Source organism: Halomonas sp. PR-M31, assembly GCF_001039575.1.
Taxonomy (GTDB): domain Bacteria; phylum Pseudomonadota; class Gammaproteobacteria; order Pseudomonadales; family Halomonadaceae; genus Modicisalibacter.
Map to the genome: position 1 here is coordinate 15,493 of NZ_JIBT01000032.1, position 23,074 is coordinate 38,566.

The window sequence follows — 23,074 nt, forward strand, 5'->3', positions numbered from 1 at the left end:
TCAGCCACCCAACTTCTTCTCGAGGTAGTGGATATTCACGCCACCTTCCTGAAAATGAGTGTCGCGAACAAGATCCTTCTGCAAATCAATATTGGAGCGAATGCCATCCACAAGCAGCTCATCCAGAGCATTGCGCATACGGGTGAGGGCTATGCTTCGATCCTCGCCCCAGGTGATCAACTTGCCGATCAAGGAATCATAGTAGGGCGGTACGGTATAGCCGGTGTACAGATGGGAATCCATACGCACGCCGAGCCCGCCAGGCGCGTGATAGAGCGTGACCTTGCCCGGAGAAGGTATGAAGGTGCGCGCATCTTCGGCGTTGATACGACACTCGAAGGCATGGCCATGAAGCTTGACATCCTCCTGCTTGACCGACAGCGGTAGGCCGGAGGCGATACGCAACTGCTCTTTTACGATATCGACGCCGGTAACCATCTCCGTGACAGGATGCTCGACCTGGACCCGCGTGTTCATCTCGATGAAAAAGTATTCCCCGTTCTCATAGAGAAACTCGAAGGTACCGGCACCGCGATAACCGATTTCAATACAGGCATCGGTACAGGATTTGAGCACCCGATCGCGGGCGTCCGGGTCGATATGCGGCGCAGGCGCTTCTTCAAGCACTTTTTGGTGGCGCCGTTGCAAGGAGCAGTCGCGATCATACAAATGGATAGCATTGCCCTGCCCATCGGCGATCACCTGTATTTCGACATGGCGCGGGCGTTCGAGAAATTTTTCCATGTATAGCGTGCCATCACCGAAGGCAGCGTTGGCCTCGTTGCGGGTCACGCTGATCGAGGAAAGCAGACTTTCTTCGCTGTGCACCACGCGCATTCCGCGACCGCCACCACCTGCTGCCGCCTTGATGATCACCGGATAACCGATGCGCTGAGCCGTGGCGATTATTGCCTCATCATCGTCATCCGGCAGCGGACCATCGGAGCCGGGCACCGTCGGCACTCCTGTTGCCTTCATTGTGGCGATAGCGCTGACCTTGTCACCCATCAAGCGAATTGTCTCGGCGCGAGGGCCGATGAATACGAACCCGGAGCGCTCGACCTGTTCGGCGAAGTTGGCATTCTCGGAGAGAAAACCGTAGCCAGGATGAATGGCACTGGCATCGGTCACCTCGGCAGCGCTGATGAGGGCCGGAATGTTGAGATAGGATTGGGCCGATGAGGCGGGACCAATGCATACCGTTTCATCCGCCAGACGCACGTGCATCAATTCACGATCGGCCTTGGAGTGCACGGCGACGGTGCGAATGCCCAGCTCCTTACATGCCCGCAGGATACGCAGGGCGATCTCGCCTCGGTTGGCGATGAGTACCTTGTCCAGCATGGGGGTGTCCATTGGTCAGGAAATGATCAGCATGGGTTGGTCGAATTCCACCGGTTCGCCGTCCTCGACCAGAATAGCTTCGACGACGCCATCTTGATCTGCATCGATCTGGTTCATCATCTTCATCGCCTCGACGATACAGATGGGATCCCCTTTCTTGATACGCTGACCCACCTCGGCGAACGGTTTGGCGCCGGGGGCGGAAGCACGATAGAAGGTGCCAACCATGGGAGAAGTCACAGCATGGCCTGTCGGTTGCTCCAGGACTTGGGATTCGGCCGGCTCCTTGGCGGTTTCAGCGGGAAATGCCGGCTGAGGCATAGCAGTGGGGCCCCCAGTTGGGCATTGGCATGGGTTGGTTATGCCCCCCTGGTTATGTCGACTGATGCGTACCGATTCTTCGCCTTCTTGTATTTCAATTTCGCTGATATCGGATTCTTCGAGCAGTTCGATCAGTCTCTTGACCTTGCGGATGTCCATGATGGTGTCTCTTGAGAATGAAAAAGAAGTTGGGATGGTTCAGGACGGGGACGAGTCCAGACGCAGTAGAACGGCGCTCAATGCCAGCTCGTAGCTGTCAGCACCGAAGCCGCAGATGACGCCCTCGGCCACATCGGAGAAATAAGAGTGCGTACGGAAAGGCTCTCGAGCGTGCACGTTGGATAAATGCAGCTCGATAAAAGGCAGTGCCACGGCGGTCAACGCATCGCGCAGCGCTACACTGGTATGAGTGAAAGCGGCAGGATTGATCAGGATGAAGTCGGTGGCATCATTGCGCGCAGCGTGGATGCGCTCGATTAGCTCGTATTCGGCGTTGGATTGCAGCCAGTCGAGCTGATGGCCTGTATCGAGAGCGCGAGCAGTCATGCGCAAGCGAATGTCGTCTAAAGTAACGCTACCGTAGACGTGAGGCTCGCGGGTGCCCAGCAAGTTCAGGTTAGGACCGTTGAGTACCAGAATTCGGGCCATGAGAGTCCTTGAATGACGCTGTTAACCTGTTCTATATCTGTCGAGATGGCGGCAGGATTCTGCAAGTCGACGCACTTGGGCGCCAAATAAGCCAACGATGGCGGAGTGTGACGAAAAAGGTTTCATTTGTCCAGTCGCACAATTCGTGGCTGAGGTAATGTTGCCGAACAGTGTTTGTCACAGCATGGCAAACCACTATCGTTACGGGGCATAAATGCGCCTGAAGCCTCATGATAGGATACTCTTAGCAAGGAATTACTCATCAATCGTCACGCAGAGGACGTCGCGAACATGGCAATCTTTCGCAAGCGTAAATACCGTACCGATGTGCTCGAACGCCCCGAGTATGACTGGATATGGAAGCCGTTATTAATACTCCTGATACTCTATCTCGTAATCTGCCTGGGGCTTGGCATCTGGTGGAGTCAGCGCCCGGGCAGTTTCGACGTCACCCAAGCCGTGCTCAAGCAGCGCGAACAGCCGATGGAGTCCGGGGCGCGGGGAACGGTGATGACAGCGACACTGAACGCGACGATCGAGACACTGCTTGAAAAGCCTGGAGGCTATATACGCAATGACATGCTGCCTCCAGGCGTATGGCTGGATAACATGCCAAGCTGGGAGTATGGCGTGCTTTCTCAGGCACGTCTGTTGACCCAGGCGCTACCTTCATTCGGTGCCGGCGATACCTCGTTGTTGAACGATGCCGCAGAGGCACTCGACAGCGACAGTCGCGACTGGCTCTTTCCCGGCGCAGAGAAGCCTTATCGGCGGGCGCTTACCACGCTTCATGGCTATCTGCTGAGCTTCGACAACCCAGGAATGTCCGGTTTTGCCGACAACGGCGACGCCCTGTCGCAGTGGCTGAACAAGGCAGGTCAACGGCTCGAGGAACTGACCCGCCGCCTGTCGGCCAGCGTCGATGATCCCGAGGCATTGCGTGAGCTGGGGGTCGATGAAAGTGAATTGCCTGACGCGACTCCTTGGCTTCAAATCGACAACACCTTCTTTGCTGCGCGAGGGGAGACCTGGGCTTTGCTGCACTATTTACAGGCAGTAGAGCGGGATTATGCCGACGTGATTGCCAAAGCCGGCGGTAAAGAAACCCTCGGTCGTTTGATTGCGGAGCTTAAGTTGGCACAGCGTCGACTGTGGAGCCCGGTGGTACTCAACGGCACCGGTTTTGGAATGTTCGCCAACCATTCGCTGTTATTGGCGAACTACATTCAAAATGCTGCAAAGCTTACCAATACGATGGCGCAAAACGTCGAAGGGATAGAGGTCGAGCCACCTACCAGGGTTGAGCCTCAAAGCGATGAACCCGAGCCTGCTCAAACTGATACCAGCGCCAGCAACGCAGCCGACATTACCCGGGTGACCCCTGCCTCCATTCGGGACGGTGAACTTGAAAGGCGGCTTAGTGAGCCGGCAGTGCAGGCTGCCATCGAGGCTACTACACGTTAAAAGGGAACAAGACAGTAAACGAACAAGGCCGTCCTTCCAGACGGCCTTGTGTTTGCAGCGGCGAAAATCAGTATCAGTAGGCCTGGGCCCGAACGTTACTCTTTGCCGAAGGCGGCGACGGATTTCTCGATCGCGGCGTGTGCGGCCTCGACACCATCCCAGGAATCGATCTTGACCCACTTGCCCTTGTCGAGATCCTTGTAATTCTCGAAGAAGTGGGCGATCTGCTGACGCAGCAATTCGGGCAGATCGGTCACTTCCTTCACATTGTCATAGGCTGGCGCCAGCTTGCTGTGGGGCACGCAGATCAACTTGGCATCTTCACCGGCTTCATCGCTCATGTTGAGAATACCTACCGGACGGGCACGAATCACGCAGCCAGCCTGGATCGGGTAGGGCGTAACTACCAGGGCATCCAAGGGATCGCCATCATCTGCCAGGGTATTGGTAATGAAGCCATAGTTGGCCGGATAGAACATGGGGGTGGTCATGAACCGATCGACCAGCAGCGCATCCATGTCCTTATCGATCTCATACTTGATCGGCGCGTGGTTGGCCGGAATTTCGATGACAACGTAGATGTCATGTGGAAGCTCCTTGCCGGTGGGAATCTTGCTGTAGCTCATGTCGAGTCCTTGAGGTTGGCTGTATAGAGGAGGCAAAAATTTGCTGAATTATACGAACTGGCGGTGAGGATTGCCAATCAAGGCAGTCTTGGATCAAACGCTCTCATCCACCATTGGTCTACCGGTCTTGCCATGATACGAGGTGTATCATGGCGGCGCACAATGACCCGAGGAGAGATATCTTGGCCAAGCACGGCTTGTCTTTGAGTTATGGCCAGGCCTTCGCAACACCAGAACATCGCCATCATCGTAGCTCAATGGCGGTGAATCTGCCCCAAGGCGTTACTCTGGATAACAAGGGCGCCTGTGCGTTGATCGGTGACTCCACCGCTCATAATGTCATTGCCAAACAGGCCGGCGATCTCAGTTTGCGCGGTTTTCTTGCGGATTATTATTCGACGCCGGCGCATTGGGATATCAAGACCTCGGTGACGCGGGTACTGCAAGCGCTAAACAGCTGGAGTCATAGTCAAAGCCGTCATCTGGTAGAAGGCAGCTACGTCAGCTCATTATCGGCGCTGGTGTTGCATGGCACCGAGGGCCATCTGTTTCACATAGGCGATACCCTGGTATTTCGTCTGCGCGGAGCCGAGTTCGAGCAGCTCAGTTGCGATCATGTCACCGAGCTTGGCGGCTACCGCTATCCTACCCGGGCGCTAGGATTGGATGGCAAGCTGAATATCGACTACCAGTGCATGTCCCTCAAGCAGGGTGATCTTTTCCTGTTCACCACCCGGGCAGTTGGTGGCACGTTGATGCCATCGGATTACATGCAGCTGATTCGCATCGATGTCAGCGATCTGGATGCAGCCTGTGAACGTCTTGCCAAGGCCGCCCAGGCACGCGCTGCGGAACGCGGCTATGGATCGGGGCAGTTCTGCTTTCAACTCGTGCGTATAGACCATCTGGCCGAAGAAGACGCTGAGAATTCTCAACGGCTCAATGGCCGATTGCCGGTTCCGCCGGAGTGCGCGGTAGGTGATCGTCTCGATGGGCTCCTGGTGGAAGCCGTGCTGGCCCGTACCGCTCAGAGTCGAACCTATCGTGTACGGGATGCGCGCACCCAACAAGAAATGGTGCTCAAGGCCCCGAGTCCGGAGCTGTCCAGCCGCAATGCCTATCTTGAACATTTTTTGTTGCAGCAATGGGTCGTCGAATGGGTCCATTCGCCCTTTGTAGTCAAGGTCATTGCGCGTGTGCGCCCAAGATGCTATCTCTACTACCTGATGGCGTTCGTGGACGGCGTCACGCTAAGCAGCTGGTGTCGGCGCAATCCACGGGCGAGCCTGGATCAGCGGTTGGATATTGCTCGGCAGCTCATCAAAGGAGTGCAGGCGCTGCATCGTAGAGAGATACTGCATCAGCGAATTCACCCAGACAGCATTCTCATCGATACTCAGGATCAAGTCGTACTGGCGGATTTCAGCGCCTGTCATCGGCGTGAGGGGGATGGCCATAGAAGTGCCCAGGAGCTGGCGCGTCAGGTCGGGCTCAACGAGCACAGTGCGCCGGAGTACGCGCTGGATATCGATGTCGGCCGTCGCAGCGATCAGTATGCGCTGGCCTCGACAATTTATTGGTTGCTGGTGCGGGATTTACCCTACGCGCTCAAGCCGCATCAGTTGCGTAGTCATACCGAGTTGGAACGGATGATTTATCGAAGCGCACGAGCTAAAAACGTCAAGATAACAGAAGCGCTTGACGATGCCCTGCGCCGCGCGCTCGATCCCCAGCGTGCGCAGCGTTTTCGGCGGCTTTCCGAGTTCGCCCACTCATTGCGTGATTCGCATGAGCCAACGACCAATACTCCGTCACGTCCTTCAATGCGTTGGGATTCCGTCAAACTTTGGCAAGGGATTGCCGGCGTTTTGTTGCTGCTGTTGTTGCTGTCCTGGCTATGGAATTAGAGAAACGACAACGCCCCGAAAACGGGGCGCCGAATTTGATCAAGGCCTCGCTTTTTTAAAGCGTGAACTCAGGCAGTTTGCGTTCCACTTTTGCCAGCTTCAGCTTGGCCACCCGGGGCAGGCCATCATCGAAAGGCGGAAAATCCTCGCCTTGAATGAGGGGTAGCAGATAACGCCGGCAGGCTTCCGTGATGCCGAAGCCGTCCTCTCGGATGAAGTCCCGAGGCATGAATTTTTCCTGATTGGCGACCTCCGCCAAGGGCGCCGGTTCAATTTGCCACTCATAGGGATCTTCGCTGACGCGCTTGATCGCGGGCATCATGGCGTTCTGGCCTGCAAGCGCCAGTTCGACGGCTTTCTGACCCACCGCATAGGCCTGCTCCACATCGGTTTTGGAGGCCAGATGGCGAGCGGCGCGTTGCAGATAGTCGGCCACCGCCCAATGATACTTGTAACCCAGATCCTGCTTGATCATGCCCGCCAGGGTCGGTGCGACGCCGCCCAGCTGACGATGACCGAAGGCATCCGTGTTGCCCGCATCCGCCAGAAAAGTGCCATCCTCATAGCGCGCCCCTTCGGAGACCACGATGACGCAATAGCCATAGCGTGTGACAGACTCCTCGACCCGAGCCATGACCGCTTCGCGATCGAAGGCGATTTCCGGGAAGATGATCAAATGGGGTGGCTCGCCTTCACCGTTACCGGCCAGTGCTCCAGCGGCGGCGATCCAGCCTGCATGGCGTCCCATGACTTCGAGGATGAATACCTTGGTGGACGTGGCGCACATGGAGGCGATGTCCAGCGCCGCTTCCCGAGTCGAGGTGGCGATATACTTGGCTACGCTGCCAAAACCCGGAGAGTTGTCGGTGATCGGCAGATCGTTGTCCACGGTCTTGGGCACGTGAATGGCGGTCAACGGATAGCCGAGCTTTTCCGAAAGCTGCGAGACCTTGAGGCAAGTATCCGCGCTGTCGCCACCGCCATTGTAGAAGAAATAGCCAATATCGTGAGCCTTGAAGACCTCGATCAGCCGTTCGTACTGGGTACGATGGGTTTCGATGTCCTTGAGCTTGTAACGACAAGAACCAAACGCCCCGCCGGGGGTGTGGCGTAGCGCGGTGATGGCCTCATCAGACTCCTGAGAAACATCGATCAGATCTTCGGTGAGGGCGCCGATGATCCCGTTGTGTCCGGCATAGAGCTTGCCAATTTGATCCGAGTCGCGACAGGCCTCGGCGACGCCACAGGCGCTGGCGTTGATCACTGCGGTGACGCCGCCAGACTGGGCGTAGAAAGCATTTTGCTGAGCCATGGGGCTTCCTTTGCTCCTGAGAAATCGACGGCCATCATAGTCCAAAGCGCTCCTGGCTGCACGGCATCCCCGGAATGATCCTGTTAGTGTCTAGCGAGTGATATGGCGCCATGCTAGGCTCACGCGCTGATACAACTTTCGTCTGCTTTTTCGGCTCGATATTTCAATCGAGTCACTTGAACGCCTGGGGATAAGATGCACATCCACATTCTGGGTATCTGCGGCACCTTCATGGGCAGTCTGGCGCTGCTGGCTCGCGAGCTGGGTCATCATGTCAGCGGCTCGGATGCCAACGTATACCCGCCCATGAGTACACAGCTCGAAGAAGCCGGTATTCGGCTTTGCGACGGCTACCGCGCCGAGAATCTCAACCCGCGACCCGATCTTGTGGTGGTGGGCAATGCCATGTCCCGCGGTAATGCGGAAGTCGAAGCACTGCTCGATGCCAAACTGCCCTATACCTCCGGGCCGCAATGGCTTGCCGAACATGTATTGCCCGGGCGCCGCGTCATTGCCGTGGCGGGTACCCATGGCAAGACCACCACTGCCAGCCTACTGGCCTGGCTGCTCGAAAGCGCCGGCCAAATACCGGGTTTTCTGATCGGTGGCGTGCCACGCAACTTTGGCGTCTCGGCCCGCTTGGGCGACGTTGAAGGGCCGTTTGTGGTGGAGGCGGACGAATACGATACCGCCTTCTTCGACAAGCGCTCGAAGTTTGTGCACTACCGCCCCGACGTGGCGGTGCTCAATAATCTCGAGTTCGATCACGCGGACATTTTTCCCGATCTGGCGGCGATCGAGCGCCAGTTTCATCATCTGGTGCGTACCGTGCCCTCGCAAGGACGGCTGTTGGTGGCGGATGGCGAGCCAGCGCTGGCCCGGGTGCTTGAAATGGGCTGCTGGAGCCCGGTCGAGCATTTCGGTCGCCAGGATGAAAGCCCCTGGCAGCTAATCCTGGAGCGCGAGGACGCCAGCCGGTTTCGCGTCATTCATGCCGGTGAGGACGCCATTGTCGATTGGACGATGACCGGCGAGCACAATGCGCGCAACGCGCTGGGTGCGCTGGCGGCGGCGGGGGCCTGTGGTGTCGATCTGGCACGAGGCTGTGCAGCGCTTTCGCGTTTCGAAACCCCGCGCCGGCGCCAGGAGGTGCGCGGTGAGATCGGCGGTATTCAGGTCATCGACGACTTCGCTCATCATCCGACGGCGATTGCCGGCACCCTCGAAGGACTACGCGCCGCGACCCCTTCCGGGCGCTTGCTGGCGGTGATCGAGCCGCGCTCCAACACCATGCGTTTGGGCACTCTCAAGGGTCGCCTGGCGCAAAGCGTTGCCGCCTCGGATGGGGTCTGGTGGTATCAACCGCCGGGGCTCGACTGGTCTCTGGATGACGTGCTCTCGACCAGTCCGGTGCCGGCTGAACGAGTCGATGACATTGATGAACTCGTCGCCACCCTGGCCGATCAGGCGCGCCGCAATGATCGTATCGTCATCATGTCCAACGGCGGCTTCGGTGGCATTCATGAAAAGCTTTTGGCTGCCCTTGAGGCCATTCATGGATGATGCGCATGAATGAGTCGGCTGCATCAGGCTTCAAGGCGCCGGTCACCGTGGCCTTGACCGGTGCCTCTGGCGCCCAATACGGTCTGCGTCTGATCGACTGTCTGGTAGCAGCAGGACACGAGGTCTGGGTGATGATCTCCAAGGCGGCGCACATGGTCATTGCCACCGAAACCACGGAAAAGCTGCCGGCCCAGCCGGACAAGCTGGCCGATGCCTTGAGTGCGCGCAGCCGTGCGGTCCCGCACCAGATTCGCTGTTTCGCTCGGGAGGACTGGATGGCGCCGGTGGCCTCCGGCTCTGGGGCCAGTGCGGCCATGGTGGTCTGCCCCTGTTCCACCGGCACGCTCTCGGCAGTGGCGACCGGTGCCAGCAACAATCTGATCGAGCGGGCCGCGGATGTGGCCTTGAAGGAGCATCGCCAGTTGATTCTGGTGCCCCGGGAGTCGCCGCTGTCCGCGATTCATCTCGAGCACATGCTGACCCTGGCACGGCTGGGCGTCACGATCTTGCCCGCGGCCCCGGGTTTCTATCATCAGCCCGAAAGCGTCGACGATCTGATCGATTTCATCGTGGCCCGCATCCTCAATCAACTGGGAATCGAGCATCGGCTGATGCCACGCTGGGGAGAGTAGTCGGTTGAGGGGAGCCGGATGATCAATCTATCGTTGCTGTCGGTCTTCATTCCCACCTTTTTCATGGTGTCCTTGACCCCGGGCATGTGCATGACCCTGTCCATGGTGCTGGGCATGACCGTGGGGGTAAAACGTGCGCTGTGGATGATGTTCGGCGAGTTGATGGGGGTGGCCCTGGTGGCGATTGCCGCCGGTGCCGGAGTTGCCACCCTGATGCTACGCCAGCCGATGCTGTTCGCGATCTTCAAGGGTATCGGAGGCGTTTATCTGGCCTATCTCGGGATCATGATGTGGCGCTCTCGCGGACGCATGGCGATACCTCTGGAGCCCGGTGCCCAGGCTGATGTATCGCGTCTGCATCTCTTGACCCAAGGCTTCGTTACCGCCATTGCCAACCCCAAGGGCTGGGCGTTCTTCATCGCGCTACTGCCGCCGTTTCTCGATCCTTCCCTGGCGCTGGCGCCACAGCTTGCGACACTGATCGCGATGATCCTGTCCATCGAGCTTCTTTGTCTGTTGCTGTACGCCGGCGGCGGGCGCAGCGCGAGTCGGCTGCTGGCCAAGGGTGGTAACGTGCGTTTGCTCAACCGTATCGCCGGTACCTTGATGATTGGGGTGGGTATCTGGCTCGCCTTTGGTTAAACCGGTGGCAGCCAGAAAATGCGGGCCGCGAGCAGGGCCAATGTAGTCAGACCAAGTGCTACCCAAGGTGGTCTGTCCAGGGGCCGGGTGGCAAAGCCATGATAGCTGATGCGTACCAGCGCACAGGTCATCAGTCCCAGCAAGGCGCCGCCCACCAGATCGCTGAACCAATGCACACCGATGATCAGCCGAGATAGCGCCATGGGGATGCAGATGGCGATGGCAGCCCAATAGGCCAGCGCTCGATACCGAGAGGGGAGCGTTTCCGCCACAAACGCAGCCGCCAACCCATACAGCACGACCGCCGTGGAGGTGTGAGCGCTGGGATAGGAAAAGGAGCCGGCAAGATAGTCCGGTACGTCCGGGCGTGCGCGCCCCGCCAGGTGCTTGAATAGCGTATTGGCCAGGGCAATGCCACCAAGCCCGCCTAGCAGATGAAACAACGCTGCATGCTGGTGTCGATAAATCAGCCATACCGTCCAGGGCAGTATCAGGGCGATGACCCCTAGTGTATCGCCGGCTTCCGCCATCCACTCGGCAATCTGAATCAGAGTCGGGCTTGTCAGCCCATCGATCAGGCCCTGCAGGCTCAAGTCCATGGGTAGGGGGCCTTGCTGCTCGAGTACCCAAAGTGTCCATCCTCCCAGGGCTGGCATGCTGATGAACAATAGCACCAGCGACGCCAGGGGGAATTCTCCGCGAGGGTGAGGCGAGCGTAGAGCGCTCCATGGTCCACGCCGCCAGCGACTGCCTTGAGCGGAATAGGCCAGTTGACGGTAGACCCAGCCTTCGCGTGCCAGCTGATGGCGCAATAACGAGAACGTCAGCGCCAGGGCGATCACCGCAACGGCCAATAGAATCAACCAGCCTTCGCTACCCGGCGGCATGGTCAACATCTGCTGCCAGGTCTTGCCCAGCAGATAGCCGGGCAGCAGATAGGCCGGCGCCCAAAGTAGCGCTGAGCCCAGATTGGACCATATGAAAAGATTTCTGGGCATGTGCATCATGCCAGCAACCATGGGAACGATGGGACGTACGGGGCCAACAAAGCGTCCAATCAGCACGGACAGCACGCCATAGCGTTCAAAAAAATTCGTCCCTCGTTTTAGCCATTCTGGGTGCTGACGAAACGGCCAGAGCAAGGGTATCCGTTCACGCTGGGTATGGCCGAAAAGAAAACTTAGGCCATCGCCGATCACAGCGCCCAGGAACGCACATAAAAGAACCAGTGCGATCGATAGATCGTAGTGCCCGGCGAGGGAAGCCGCGGCGGTAATCAGAACGACGCCTGGAACCGCCAGGCCGATGAGGGCCAATGATTCAGCCAGGGAAATGACGGCGATGAAAAAAAGCAGCCAAAGGGGTGAGGGTGCAAGATTCTGTAGCCACTCCGTTGCATTCAAGACATGGGCTCCATCAGCTTGAGGCCGTTTGCGAGCAGACGCTGTTCGAAATGCACTGCATCTTCGTCGGGTAGTAGGTGGCAGGCGCGAATACGGGACTGGATGGCGCCGGTCTCGGCGAAGACTTCCCGCCCCAGGGCGCTCAACAGGCGCTCGCGCACGATCAAGGCGCCGGCTTCGCCGGTGTCCGGAAGCAGCAGCCAGAATCGTTGGGCCTGATGGCGCCCCAGGGGGTCATGATAACGACAACAGCTGCGTATGGTATGGCAGATGCGCTCCAGCAGGCTGTGCAGTAGCGTGCTGCCGAATTGCTCATCCGCCATTTCCAGCTGCGGCAAGTGAATGATCAAGGCGGCTAGGGGTCGCTGCATCGTTCTGGCGCGTTCGACTTCGGCGTAAAGGCGTTCGATCAACGCAGACTGTGACAGCGCATCACACTGCTGGTCCAGAGTATCCGTAGCGCTCAGCAGTGTTTCGCGCTGCCGGCGTAACCAATGAGGCAGCGCCGCCACGCTTACTAGTGCCAGATAGTACAAGGTGTTGTCGAGAAGCAGCGACTTCTGTTCGATCAATGTCAGCCAGACTGGCGCCATTATCAGGTTGAGCAGGAGCGCCGATCCCAGCGGCAATAGCAGAAGGGTCAAAATTGGCGGCAGTCCAAGCCACAGCCGCGATGAATTCCCCAGGGTAGGTAGCTCGATGGCAATCAGTAGATAGCAGCTGATCAGCGTCAGGTAGGCACAGAGCCGGTGATCGTCTCTGTTGATCGAGCGCAGGAAGAGGGCGCCTCCCAACAGCAGTGCAAGTAAAGCCGGCAGCAGGATACGCCCATAGGCGCCCATCAGATAATTCCATATGGCATAGCCTGTGAGCAGCGAGGCGCCACTGATATAGGCCAGCAGAGTAAGGCGGGATGACCAAGGATTCATGACGCTGCGAGTCGACATCAGTTGTTCTCTTCCAGAATGACTATCGAGCGTTGTTGCTGATCGAGCGCCTTGAGTTGGGGCTCAAGCAGTAGCGAAGGCACCAGACTGGCACAGCGTATCTTGACGACCGTCGGCAATGTGGCAAGCAGGGCATCACGCCGTTTGCGGCCAGTCTCGATGTCACGGCTGACCATCAGTGTCGCAAGGGTACGATTGTCGAGCTGGAAACAGGCTTCGTAACTGCAGGTGGCGCTTACGAGCATATCCAGCATGGCTTGCTGATCGCGCCAGGAACAGCGCAGCAAAAGCAGTTCACCGTAACTGCCCTCACGGCTGCATCGGGTTGTTTCGAGTGGCAATTCGTGAGCCAATTGCCGCCCCGAGTGCAGCGAGCGCTCACAGGTTAGGCGCGTCCGCCGTGTCAAACCGGACTGTAGCGGCAGTTCTGTCAAGCTATGGGTAAAGCTCATTATCATCGATGTAATCAATATGGCGAGTGCCAACAGACCTTGTTCGATATCGATATTCAGTGCTACCTGCCACCAGCATGAGAAGGCTAGCACGCCTTGCAATAACCAGAGCCAGGGGGGTTGAGGCAGAATGAGTACCACAGCCCACAGCCATAGCCAGGGCAGATGACGCTCCGGCGCCAGCCATAGGAACAACGTCAGGGATAGGCCAAGCAGCAGTGGCGCAAACGTGCCGGGAAAGACGACCAGGCGGCGACGCTCCAAGGCAACAAGACCCAAACCAATGCCGATGACGCTCAATAGTACTCGAGATACGCTATCCTGAGGCGTAGTGGCCAGCAGCAGTAGAGTAGTTGCGGCAAACAGCAGGGTGAGGCGATAAAGCCCGTTTTTGAACTTGCTCTCCATGGTGCCTTATCATGCATCTCATTTCGTGATGACGGATACTGTACGATACCTGTCCCATTAGAACGATACGTCTGTTGCTTTTCATTTTGATAATGACGCTCAAGTGGCTTTTGCCATGCCAAGCACTCTGGAGAATCTTACCGGCATGTCACCATACAATATGATCGATAACATGTCCGGCAACGCCGATATTGATGCCTACATGAACACCCTAGGGGCTCAGGCTCGTCGGTCCAGTACGCATTTGCGGGGTGCGGGAGCCGGGGCCAAGAATGCTGCGCTGGTCGCCATTGCTGCCCAGCTCGATGCAGCGCGCGTCACGTTGATCGAAGCCAACGTTCGAGATTTGGAGCGTGCCCGTGCCAACGGTCTTGATGACGCCATGCTCGATCGACTCACGCTTAACGATACGCGCATAGACGCCATGATCGAAGGCGTGACACAGGTTGCCAACTTGTCCGATCCAGTAGGCGAAATCGATGGCCTGCGTACACTACCCAGCGGTATTCAAGTGGGGCAGATGCGTGTACCCATCGGCGTGATCGGGATCATTTACGAATCGCGCCCCAATGTAACAGTGGAGGCCGCCAGCCTGTGCCTCAAGGCAGGCAATGCCTGCATTTTGCGCGGCGGTTCCGAGGCCCGGAACAGCAATGCAGCCCTTGCGGACTGTATCGCCAAGGGGCTAACGCAGGCCGATATTTCCGAGATGGCGGTGCAGGTAGTGGCAACCACAGAGCGGGCGGCGGTCGGACGTCTCATTACTATGCCGGAATACGTCGATGTCATCATTCCCCGAGGCGGGAAATCCCTGATCGAGCGAGTGTCACAGGAAGCCCGGGTGCCGGTGATAAAGCATCTGGATGGCGTCTGTCATGTATACGTCGATGCCAGTGCCGATCTCGACAAGGCGCTGGCCATCGCGCTCAATGCCAAAACCCAGCGCTATGGCACCTGCAACACCCTGGAGACGCTGCTGCTGGATGCGCCGATCGCTTCTGAGCTGCTGCCTCGTCTAGCCGAGGCCTATGCGCCTCATCAGGTCGAGCTGCGTGGCTGCGAGCGTGCTCGGGAGGCATTGCCGGACATTACGTTGGCCAGCGAAGAAGACTGGCAGGCGGAATATCTGGCGCCCATTCTCGCCATTCGCGTGGTCGATGGCATCGATGCTGCCATGGCCCATATCGAATGCTATGGTTCCCAGCATACCGATGCCATCGTCACCGAATCCTATACCCTGGCACGACGTTTCTTGGCGGAGGTGGATTCCAGTTCGGTGATGGTCAATGCCTCGACCCGTTTTGCCGACGGCTTCGAGTATGGCCTCGGCGCCGAGATCGGCATTTCCACCAACAAGCTTCATGCCCGGGGGCCGGTGGGTCTGGAAGGCCTGACTACCCGCAAGTACGTGGTGCTTGGGGATGGCCATGTGCGCAGCTGAGGTCGGTTCGGCTGCCCCCATGAGGAAAATCGCGATGCTGGGGGGGACCTTCGATCCCGTGCATCACGGCCATTTACGTAGTGCCGTCGAGCTCAAGGAGATCCTGGCGCTTGATCGAGTGCACATGATTCCGGCCCACATGCCCCCCCATCGGGGGCGCCGGGTGTCGCTGCGGTGAATCGCCTAGAAATGCTCGAGGCAGGCATAGGCGATACCCCAGGACTCTGTGCCGATGATCGCGAGCTGGGTCGATCAGGGCCTTCCTATTCCGTCGATACGCTGGCTTCCTTACGAAATGAGTTCGGTGGCCAAACACGGCTGGTAATGGCGCTGGGCGTCGATGCCTTCCTCAAACTCACCGAATGGCAGGATCCAGGTCGACTCTTCGAGCTGGCGCATTTGGTTGTGATCGCGCGCCCAGGCCACACCGCGGCGCCGAGTCCGGCGTTGCAAGCGTTGATCGAGGGGCGCGAAGTGGGTGATGCTGCGAATCTGTTTGCAACACCGGCGGGGCGTCTTTTACATCTGCGTTTGCCCAGCCGCATGGATATATCCGCAACCGAACTGCGTCGGCGTCTGCAGGCGGGGCTTAGCGTGCGGTATCTCTTGCCAAATACGGTGGAAACCTATATTCAATCCCGCAGTCTTTACCGCTAGGCGGTGACATGAAGGTAGAATGTGACCTTGTACGGTGGTCTTACACTCGAGGAGCTATGCAAAACGAAGCATTGAAGATATTGGCCGTGGGAGCCCTGGAAGAACTCAAGGGTCAGGATATTACCGAGCTTGACGTCGCTGCACTGACCAGCGTTACCGATACCATGGTAATCGCTAACGGTACCTCGACACGTCATGTGAGCGCGCTAGCGGAGAACGTCGTCGAAAAGGCCAAGGAAGCGGGCATAAGGCCTCTGGGCGTCGAAGGCGGAGCAGGCGCCGACTGGGTGCTGGTGGATCTAGGGGATGTGGTCGTGCATGTCATGCTGCCGGATGCCCGGCGTCTGTACGATCTTGAGCGTTTATGGTCCGATCTGCCCAGCAACGGAGAGGAGGAGGTGCGCGGAGGCCAGGCATGAAGGTACGCCTGCTCGCCGTGGGTCAGCGTATGCCAAGCTGGGTAGAACAGGGCGTTGGCGAGTATCGCAAGCGCCTGCCTCGGGATTTTGCCTTAGAGATAGTCGAAATCGCCCCCGGGGCTCGAGGCAAGAATGCGGACGTGGCCCGGGCAGTGTCCCAGGAAGGGCAGCGCATGAGAGAGCGCCTGCGAGAGAGCGATCATCGCGTTGCCTTAGAGGTGACCGGGCAGCCTTGGTCTACGCAGCAGCTAGCGCAGCAAGCAGAGGCCTGGCGTCATCGTGGGGGCGATGTGGCCTTGCTGATAGGCGGGCCGGATGGACTGGAGCCACGGCTGTCGGCTCAGGCGGAACAGCGCTGGTCCCTGTCGCCTTTGACATTGCCTCATCCATTAGTACGCCTTTTACTATGCGAGCAGCTCTATCGGGCCTGGACACTGCTAGTCAGTCATCCTTATCATCGCTAATTCAAAATGATGACTGTCCTGAGCCACTTCGAGACGAAAACCTTGCATGCCTAAACGCCGCGAAACCCTGAAGGATCCCGAGCAGGAAGTTCGCGTCTTTCGCAACCGTTCCATACTGGCTGTCGTGCTGGTCCTGTTGATGTCTGCAGGACTGGTGGGGCGCCTGTTCTACCTGCAGGTGGTTCAGCACGAGGTGTTCATCACCCGCTCCGACAAGAATCGTGTCCGAGTCGAGCCACTGCCCCCGACCCGCGGGCTGCTCATGGATCGTGACGGTCAGCTGCTGGCAGAGAATCGTCCTACCTACAACCTGACCATCGTGCCGGAACGCGTCGACGATCTGGACGCGACCTTGAACTTATTGGTGGATATTCTCGATCTGCCGGACGCGGATATCGTTTCTCTCAAGAAACGCTCCCGGCAGCGGCAGCGACCCTATCAGCCGGCGCTTTTGCTCAGCGAGTTGGATGAAGAGCAGATCGCCCAGCTGGCGGTCAACCGCTATCGTTTGCCGGGCATCGAGGTCGAGGCGCAGCTGCTGCGCTACTATCCCGATACCGACATCATGTCTCACGTGCTGGGTTATGTCGGCCGCATCAATGCCGAAGAGGTCAAGACCCTCGACAAAGGTAACTATGCCGGTACCCACTTCATCGGCAAGACTGGCGTCGAGCGCGAGTATGAAGATGCGTTGCATGGTCAGGCGGGGCTGCGCAAGGTCGAGACCAACGCGCGGGGACGAGTCCTTCGAGAGCTTGGGCGCACCGACCCGGTACCGGGGCAGAACATCACGCTGACCATCGACAAGAAGCTTCAACAGCTCGGATATGAACTGCTCGATGGCCGACGAGGCTCGATCGTTGCCATCGAGCCTGCCAGCGGTGAGATATTGGCCATGGTCTCGTCACCGGGATTCAACGCCAATCTATTCGTTACCGGCATCAGTCACAAGGACTACCAGGGGCTCAGAAGTAATCCCGATCTGCCTCTATATAACCGTGCAATTCGAGGGCAGTATCCGCCGGCGTCGACGATCAAGCCTTTCGAGGCCTTGGCGGGGCTCCAAAATGGCGTCATTACGCCGAACACGACGGTTTACGACCCAGGTTTCTACAAATTGCCCGAGCATTCAAGGCGCTATCATAACTGGCTGCGATGGGGGCATGGCCGGGTCAACATGCGACGTGCCATCGTCGTCTCCAACGATACGTATTTCTACAACTTGTCTCATGAGCTGGGGATCGAGCGTTTGGCTGAGTTCATGCACCGCTTTGGGTTCGGCGAAGAAACCAGTCACGATGTTCACGGTGCTGCCAGCGGCGTCATGCCTTCCGGTCAATGGAAGCGTGCGCGTTATGGTCAGGTCTGGTTTCCCGGTGAGACGCTATCTGTGGGTATTGGTCAGGGCTATTGGCTGTCGACGCCGCTGCAGTTGGCCACCGCCACGGCGGTACTGGCCAATCGGGGCAATTGGGTTGCACCGCATCTAGCCAGGCGTATCGGCGATGAGCCGCTGACACTGCCGAAAACGAAACAGAATATCGAGCTGGCCAACGATGAGTGGTGGGATCTGGTCAACAAGGCCATGGAAGACGTGATGACCGGCAATGAGGGTACCGGACGCCGATCCGGCCAGGACCTGGCCTATCGCATGGCCGGCAAATCCGGCACGGCCCAGGTATTCACTCTGGCCAACGATGAGCGTTACAACGCCGCCGAGTTGGAAGAGCGACTGCACGATCACGCGCTTTTCGTCGCTTTTGCACCGATTGAGGCGCCTGAAATCGCGGTTGCCGTGATCATTGAAAACGCTGGCGGGGGGAGCAGTCACGCTGGCCCGCTGGCCCGCAAGATGCTGGATGCGTGGATATTGCGAGAAGGCAAGGACATATTACCCGACGAATCTTCCGACGCCGGTGAGGAAATCTGACGCCATGGCCTTGCAGGAGTCTTTATTACCCAGTCGGGGCAGCACCATCAAGCGGCGGCGGAGTCTCTGGTTTCGTATCCATCTCGATCCCTGGTTGCTGGGGCTGTTGTTACTGCTGTTGCTGTCAGGGCTTTTCGTGCTTTATAGCGCCAGCGGGCAGCGCCTGCCGGTAGTAACAGCCCAGGTCACTCGATTGGGCGTGGCAATAGTCACTATGCTGGTATTGGCTCAACTGAGTCTAGGCGCATTGTATCGGTGGGCGCTGCCCCTTTATCTGGCGGGTTTTTTGATGCTGGTGGCCGTTGAGGTGATGGGGGATATCGGCATGGGTGCCCAGCGCTGGCTGGTCATTCCCGGTGTTGTGCGCTTTCAACCCTCGGAGCTGATGAAGCTGGCCATGCCCATGATGGTGGCGGCTTATCTGCATCGTCGTCCGTTGCCCCCCCGTATTCGAGACATTCTGATTTGCGCCCTGATCATTGGAGCGCCGGTCATGCTGATCGCCAGGCAACCGGATCTAGGAACTTCATTGCTGGTCGCCTGCGCTGCGATCTTCGTTCTCTTGCTGGCAGGGCTTTCCTGGCGGCTCATTGCGTTTCTAGGTGCCTTGGCCGGCGCGGCGCTGCCGCTGCTATGGCTCAACATGCACAACTATCAGCGTCAGCGCGTATTGACCTTTCTCAATCCGGAAAGCGATCCGCTAGGAGCGGGCTGGAACATCATTCAATCCACCACCGCTATCGGCAGTGGGGGAATACAGGGCAAAGGCTGGACCCTGGGCACCCAATCTCAACTCGAATTTCTACCGGAGCGCCATACGGACTTCATTGTCGCCGTGCTGGGAGAAGAGTTCGGGCTGATCGGCATGTCCTTGATTCTGGGGCTATACCTGCTGATCGTGGTCCGAGGGCTGGTGATTGCCAACAGCGCTCAGGATACCTTCGGGCGTTTGATGGCAGGTAGTATTACACTCACCTTTTTTATTTACGTGTTCGTTAATATCGGTATGGTCAGTGGTATCTTGCCAGTGGTTGGCGTACCGCTACCACTGGTCAGTTACGGCGGGACCTCCAGCGTGACCTTGCTGGCGGGTTTCGGTATTCTCATGTCCATTCAAAGCCACCGGCGCCTGCTGGCACGTTAGCAAGATCCGCTACGTGATCAATTTGTGCAGAGCGCAACTGGGGCAATAGGGAGTCGCAAGACAATGAAGGCTGTTCTTCGCCAGACCATGGGTGCGGTGTTCGCTGCGGCGATTTTATTAAGCCAAACGGCTCAGGCTAAAGAAGACTTCGATCCTGCTCAAAATCCTGATACTCAAGCGCTGGTCAAGGAGCTAACGGCTCGTGGCATCGATCGAGATTGGCTAGAGCTTGCACTGCAACAAGCCGAATTTCGGCCTGCGGTGCTTGAGGCGATGACCGGTGCCGCGGAGCGCCGGCTGGTATGGCATGAGTATCGGGACATTTTCATCAAGCCCCAGCGCATCGAGGAAGGAGCGGCCTTCATTAAGGCGCATCAGGACGCCTTCGATCGCGCCCAGGCGGAATATGGCGTTGCACCGGAAGTGATCGCTGCCATCATCGGCGTCGAGACCTTCTATGGCCGACATACCGGCACCCATCGCGTCATCGACTCCCTGGCTACCCTGGCTTTTCATCACCCCAAGCGGGGCGACTTCTTTCGCGGCGAGCTGGCGGCATTTCTCGAGATCACCAGCGAGCAGAATGTCGATCCGTTGACGCTGCAGGCTCCTACGCCGGGGCCATGGGCTTCCCCCAGTTCATTCCCACCAGCTACCAGGCCTATGCGGTGGATTTCGACGGGGATGGCAAGCGTGATCTTTGGCACAACCCAGTGGACGCCATCGGCAGTGTCGGCAACTATTTCGCCCGCCATGGCTGGACCGCGGATGACGCGATCATTACCGCAGCCAAGGGGCCGTCTACCCCGCCCAAGGTGATCGAGTTCAACCAGACTCAAAAGCCTTACGCAAGCGTGAGCACCCTGCGCGAGCAAGGTATCGAGGCGGATACTGGTTCGCTCGAAGATTCGGCTAAGGTCGTGCCGCTGGTGCTTGAGCGCGAAGATGGAACGATGCGCTACGAGCTTGGACACAACAATTTTTATGTCATCACACGCTATAACCACAGCCATCTTTACGCCATGGCGGTGACCACCCTGGCGCAGTGCATTCGCGATGCCTTGGAGAATGAGGCATGAGTCGACGACTGCTTTATATCGGCCTGGCCTGTACGTTGTTGGCCGGATGCGCTGGCGGAGGCGGCAGTTACAAAGGCGAGAATGCCTCCAATGCATCAAAGAAGAGCGCTGGCGGTCGTTACGCCATGAATAGCGATGCCTACCCGGAACTGCCACCAGACGTCTCCGATGTGCCGGACGCGGTGCCTCGGGTCGAACCGAGATCCGCCAGCGGCAACCGCCCGACTTATCAGGTGTGGGGCAAGACCTATCATGTCTTGGCAGACCCGACGGGCTACGAGAAGCGGGGCACGGCCTCCTGGTACGGCCAGAAGTTTCACGGCTATGCCACTGCTAGCGGTGAAATCTACGATATGTACAAGATGTCCGCAGCCCATCGGTCATTGCCACTGCCTACCTATGCGCGAGTTACTAATACGGACAACGGTCGTTCCGTCATCGTCAAGGTCAACGATCGCGGCCCGTTTCACAGCGATCGCCTGATCGATCTTTCTTATGCGGCGGCGGCACGGCTCGATATTCTCGGCAACGGCACCGGTCATGTGGAGGTCGAGGCTATTGATCCTGCGGCATGGCAGGCGCGGCAGCAGCGATCAGCCCAGCCCAGCGCACCGCCGCGCGTCGCTCAAGCGGCGGTAACGACCGCCCAGCCCGTCATGACGCCTTCCGCCCCTGCAAACGGCGCCCAAGCGAGCCGGGGTCAGTCAAGCCAGGCCCAGGCAGCATCGACTTCGGCTTCCCTCGCTACGTCCCAGGCTGCCAGCGCTGGCGGTTCACGCATGTACCTGCAGGTGGCGGCTCTCGGCTCCGCTGCCGGTGCTCAGGCGCTACAGATGCGATTGCAAAATACGCTGGATCGGCCGGTGCGGGTCGATAGCGACACCCGCATGCATCGAGTCCAGGTCGGACCGGTGAATGATCAACCTGCCTTGGAGGCTCTGCGTCAGGAGCTCAAGCAGGCAGGCTTTGCACAAGCCTTTACCATAAGAGCTCAAGAGTGAGCCTCATTTCTTTTCAGCACGAATCACGAGATACAACGACATGAGACTGTCTGCTTTACCCCGTACGCTAGGGCGTCTATTACCTGCCACTTTGACCGTTTGCGCGCTATTGATAGCCCCGGTTCAGGCACAGCAAGCACTGCCGGAGACGATGGTGCCATCGCCGCCGTCATTGGCAGCAAGTTCCTGGATACTCATGGATGCCAACAGTGGTGAGATACTGGTTGAGCATGAGGCGGATAAATCGCTGCCGCCTGCGAGTCTGACCAAGATGATGACCGCCTACATAGTGGAGCGAGAAATTGCGGACAATCGCATCGCGCCGGACGATCAGGTCAGTATCAGTGAAAACGCCTGGCGTACCGGTGGCTCGCGCATGTTCATTAAGGAGGGCACCCAGGTTGGGGTCGAAGATCTGCTCAAAGGTGTGGTCATTCAATCCGGCAATGATGCAAGCGTCGCTCTCGCCGAGCATATTGCCGGCTCCGAATCGGCCTTTGCGGATCTGATGAATCAGCAAGCCCAACGACTGGGCATGAGTAATTCGCATTTCGTCAATGCCACCGGATTGCCCCACGAGAACCATTACGCCTCCGCCAAGGATTTGGGGATACTGGCCAAGCACATCATCAAGGACTACCCGGATCATTACGATACCTACTCCGAAAAGTACTTTACTTACAACGGTATTCGCCAGCCCAACCGCAACCGCTTGCTGTGGCGCGACCCTTCCGTCGACGGGCTGAAGACCGGCCACACCGAAGCGGCAGGTTATTGCCTGGTGGCGTCAGCGAAGAAAGACGATACGCGGCTTATCGCGGTAGTCATGGGAACCAATTCCGATGAAGCCCGGGCCCAGGAAGCGCAGAAGATCTTGAGCTATGGCTTTCGCTTCTTCGAGACCGCCAAGCTGTATGACAGCGGCGCGGTGCTCAACGAGCCCCGAGTATGGGGAGGCGAAAAGAACACCCTGCGCCTGGGCGTGGGCGAAGACGTCTACCTGACGGTCCCTCAGGGCAAGCGCAAGGACATGACCGCCAAGCTCGATATTCAGGAAACCATCAAGGCGCCGATCGAAGCCGGGCAGCGCCTGGGTACCCTCAAGGTGCAACTGGGGGATGAAGTGGTCAAGGAGCAGCCCCTCATCGCGTTGGAAAACATCCCGGAAGGCGGCATCTTCAAGCGCCTATGGGATAACATCGTCATGTTTGTCACCGGTTTGTTCAACTAATTCCTCCTTGGCCATGGCAGTCGCCATGGCCAGCACTTG

20 protein-coding genes and 2 pseudogenes are annotated in these 23,074 nt (G+C 58.3%); 14 read left to right on the forward strand and 8 right to left on the reverse strand.

The genetic code is table 11. The features are described 5' to 3' along the window. From accC to aroQ, 3 genes are read right to left on the reverse strand one after another with little or no spacing between them, the layout of a single operon-like run. Positions 1 to 1,344 (reverse strand): acetyl-CoA carboxylase biotin carboxylase subunit, encoded by a 1,344-nt coding sequence (gene accC / locus CH74_RS09555; RefSeq protein WP_048307224.1) that lies wholly within the window; start codon positions 1,342 to 1,344, stop codon positions 1 to 3. 15 nt (positions 1,345 to 1,359) lie between these two features. After that, positions 1,360 to 1,824, reverse strand: a complete 465-nt coding sequence (gene accB, locus CH74_RS09560) for an acetyl-CoA carboxylase biotin carboxyl carrier protein (protein WP_048307225.1) — start codon at positions 1,822 to 1,824, stop codon at positions 1,360 to 1,362. 39 nt (positions 1,825 to 1,863) lie between these two features. After that, positions 1,864 to 2,313, reverse strand: a complete 450-nt coding sequence (gene aroQ / locus CH74_RS09565) for a type II 3-dehydroquinate dehydratase (protein WP_048307226.1) — start codon at positions 2,311 to 2,313, stop codon at positions 1,864 to 1,866. A gap of 291 nt (positions 2,314 to 2,604) precedes the next feature. On the opposite strand from aroQ, the gene CH74_RS09570 reads away from it, so the two are divergent. Then, positions 2,605 to 3,777 carry a DUF2333 family protein gene (locus CH74_RS09570; protein ID WP_082140369.1) on the forward strand — a complete coding sequence of 391 codons (1,173 nt, stop codon included), beginning with the start codon at positions 2,605 to 2,607 and terminating at the stop codon, positions 3,775 to 3,777. A gap of 95 nt (positions 3,778 to 3,872) precedes the next feature. Here CH74_RS09570 and ppa read toward each other — a convergent pair whose 3' ends face one another. Continuing rightward, complete coding sequence (ppa, locus tag CH74_RS09575; RefSeq protein WP_048307227.1) at positions 3,873 to 4,403, reverse strand: inorganic diphosphatase; 531 nt, start codon at positions 4,401 to 4,403, stop codon at positions 3,873 to 3,875. A gap of 149 nt (positions 4,404 to 4,552) precedes the next feature. Between ppa and CH74_RS09580 the strand changes: the two genes are divergently transcribed. Next, positions 4,553 to 6,310 carry a protein kinase gene (locus CH74_RS09580; RefSeq protein ID WP_253273025.1) on the forward strand — a complete coding sequence of 586 codons (1,758 nt, stop codon included), beginning with the start codon at positions 4,553 to 4,555 and terminating at the stop codon, positions 6,308 to 6,310. A gap of 55 nt (positions 6,311 to 6,365) precedes the next feature. On the opposite strand, the gene CH74_RS09585 is transcribed toward CH74_RS09580, so the two are convergent. Further along, on the reverse strand, positions 6,366 to 7,622 hold the full coding sequence (locus tag CH74_RS09585) for a 6-phosphofructokinase (RefSeq protein ID WP_048307229.1): 1,257 nt from the start codon (positions 7,620 to 7,622) through the stop codon (positions 6,366 to 6,368). Between the two features lie 195 nt (positions 7,623 to 7,817). Here CH74_RS09585 and mpl point away from each other — a divergent pair, with 195 nt between their 5' ends. The 3 genes from mpl to CH74_RS09600 are packed head-to-tail and all read left to right on the forward strand — an operon-like array spanning position 7,818 to position 10,459. Next, positions 7,818 to 9,185 carry a UDP-N-acetylmuramate:L-alanyl-gamma-D-glutamyl-meso-diaminopimelate ligase gene (gene mpl, locus CH74_RS09590; protein ID WP_048307230.1) on the forward strand — a complete coding sequence of 456 codons (1,368 nt, stop codon included), beginning with the start codon at positions 7,818 to 7,820 and terminating at the stop codon, positions 9,183 to 9,185. 5 nt (positions 9,186 to 9,190) lie between these two features. Beyond that, on the forward strand, positions 9,191 to 9,817 hold the full coding sequence (locus CH74_RS09595; RefSeq protein ID WP_048307231.1) for a flavin prenyltransferase UbiX: 627 nt from the start codon (positions 9,191 to 9,193) through the stop codon (positions 9,815 to 9,817). Between the two features lie 18 nt (positions 9,818 to 9,835). Then, positions 9,836 to 10,459: a LysE family translocator gene (locus CH74_RS09600; RefSeq protein ID WP_172656326.1), complete on the forward strand. Its 624-nt coding sequence runs from the start codon at positions 9,836 to 9,838 to the stop codon at positions 10,457 to 10,459. On the opposite strand, the gene CH74_RS09605 is transcribed toward CH74_RS09600, so the two are convergent. The 3 genes from CH74_RS09605 to CH74_RS09615 are packed head-to-tail and all read right to left on the reverse strand — an operon-like array spanning position 10,456 to position 13,669. Then, positions 10,456 to 11,862: a bifunctional DedA family/phosphatase PAP2 family protein gene (locus tag CH74_RS09605; protein ID WP_048307232.1), complete on the reverse strand. Its 1,407-nt coding sequence runs from the start codon at positions 11,860 to 11,862 to the stop codon at positions 10,456 to 10,458. The genes CH74_RS09600 and CH74_RS09605 overlap by 4 nt on opposite strands. Next, a complete protein-coding gene (locus tag CH74_RS09610; RefSeq protein WP_053070700.1) occupies positions 11,859 to 12,809 on the reverse strand; it encodes a diguanylate cyclase in 951 nt (316 codons plus the stop codon). The genes CH74_RS09605 and CH74_RS09610 overlap by 4 nt, the downstream gene beginning before the upstream one ends. Then, positions 12,809 to 13,669 carry a hypothetical protein gene (locus CH74_RS09615; protein ID WP_048307233.1) on the reverse strand — a complete coding sequence of 287 codons (861 nt, stop codon included), beginning with the start codon at positions 13,667 to 13,669 and terminating at the stop codon, positions 12,809 to 12,811. Before CH74_RS09615 ends, CH74_RS09610 begins: the two co-directional genes overlap by 1 nt. A gap of 145 nt (positions 13,670 to 13,814) precedes the next feature. Between CH74_RS09615 and CH74_RS09620 the strand changes: the two genes are divergently transcribed. The 9 genes and pseudogenes from CH74_RS09620 to CH74_RS09660 all read left to right on the forward strand — a co-directional run bounded on the left by CH74_RS09620 (position 13,815) and on the right by CH74_RS09660 (position 23,035). Continuing rightward, positions 13,815 to 15,110, forward strand: coding sequence for a glutamate-5-semialdehyde dehydrogenase (locus tag CH74_RS09620; protein ID WP_048307300.1), 1,296 nt, complete (start codon positions 13,815 to 13,817; stop codon positions 15,108 to 15,110). After that, positions 15,097 to 15,767: pseudogene (gene nadD / locus CH74_RS09625) on the forward strand (nicotinate-nucleotide adenylyltransferase). The gene CH74_RS09620 and the pseudogene nadD overlap by 14 nt, the downstream one beginning before the upstream one ends. A gap of 56 nt (positions 15,768 to 15,823) precedes the next feature. After that, positions 15,824 to 16,186, forward strand: a complete 363-nt coding sequence (gene rsfS / locus CH74_RS09630; protein WP_048307234.1) for a ribosome silencing factor — start codon at positions 15,824 to 15,826, stop codon at positions 16,184 to 16,186. Next, complete coding sequence (gene rlmH / locus CH74_RS09635) at positions 16,183 to 16,650, forward strand: 23S rRNA (pseudouridine(1915)-N(3))-methyltransferase RlmH (protein WP_048307235.1); 468 nt, start codon at positions 16,183 to 16,185, stop codon at positions 16,648 to 16,650. The genes rsfS and rlmH overlap by 4 nt, the downstream gene beginning before the upstream one ends. A gap of 46 nt (positions 16,651 to 16,696) precedes the next feature. Further along, positions 16,697 to 18,580 (forward strand): penicillin-binding protein 2, encoded by a 1,884-nt coding sequence (mrdA, locus tag CH74_RS09640; RefSeq protein ID WP_048307236.1) that lies wholly within the window; start codon positions 16,697 to 16,699, stop codon positions 18,578 to 18,580. Positions 18,581 to 18,584: 4 nt separating this feature from the next. Then, positions 18,585 to 19,724, forward strand: a complete 1,140-nt coding sequence (gene rodA / locus CH74_RS09645) for a rod shape-determining protein RodA (RefSeq protein ID WP_048307237.1) — start codon at positions 18,585 to 18,587, stop codon at positions 19,722 to 19,724. Between the two features lie 87 nt (positions 19,725 to 19,811). Further along, positions 19,812 to 20,803 (forward strand): annotated as a pseudogene (mltB, locus tag CH74_RS09650) (lytic murein transglycosylase B). Continuing rightward, positions 20,800 to 21,804 (forward strand): septal ring lytic transglycosylase RlpA family protein, encoded by a 1,005-nt coding sequence (locus CH74_RS09655; protein WP_048307238.1) that lies wholly within the window; start codon positions 20,800 to 20,802, stop codon positions 21,802 to 21,804. The pseudogene mltB and the gene CH74_RS09655 overlap by 4 nt, the downstream one beginning before the upstream one ends. A 40-nt stretch (positions 21,805 to 21,844) precedes the next feature. Next, entirely contained in the window at positions 21,845 to 23,035 is a 1,191-nt protein-coding gene (locus CH74_RS09660) for a D-alanyl-D-alanine carboxypeptidase family protein (protein ID WP_048307239.1), read from the forward strand. Positions 23,036 to 23,074: the final 39 nt, after the last annotated feature.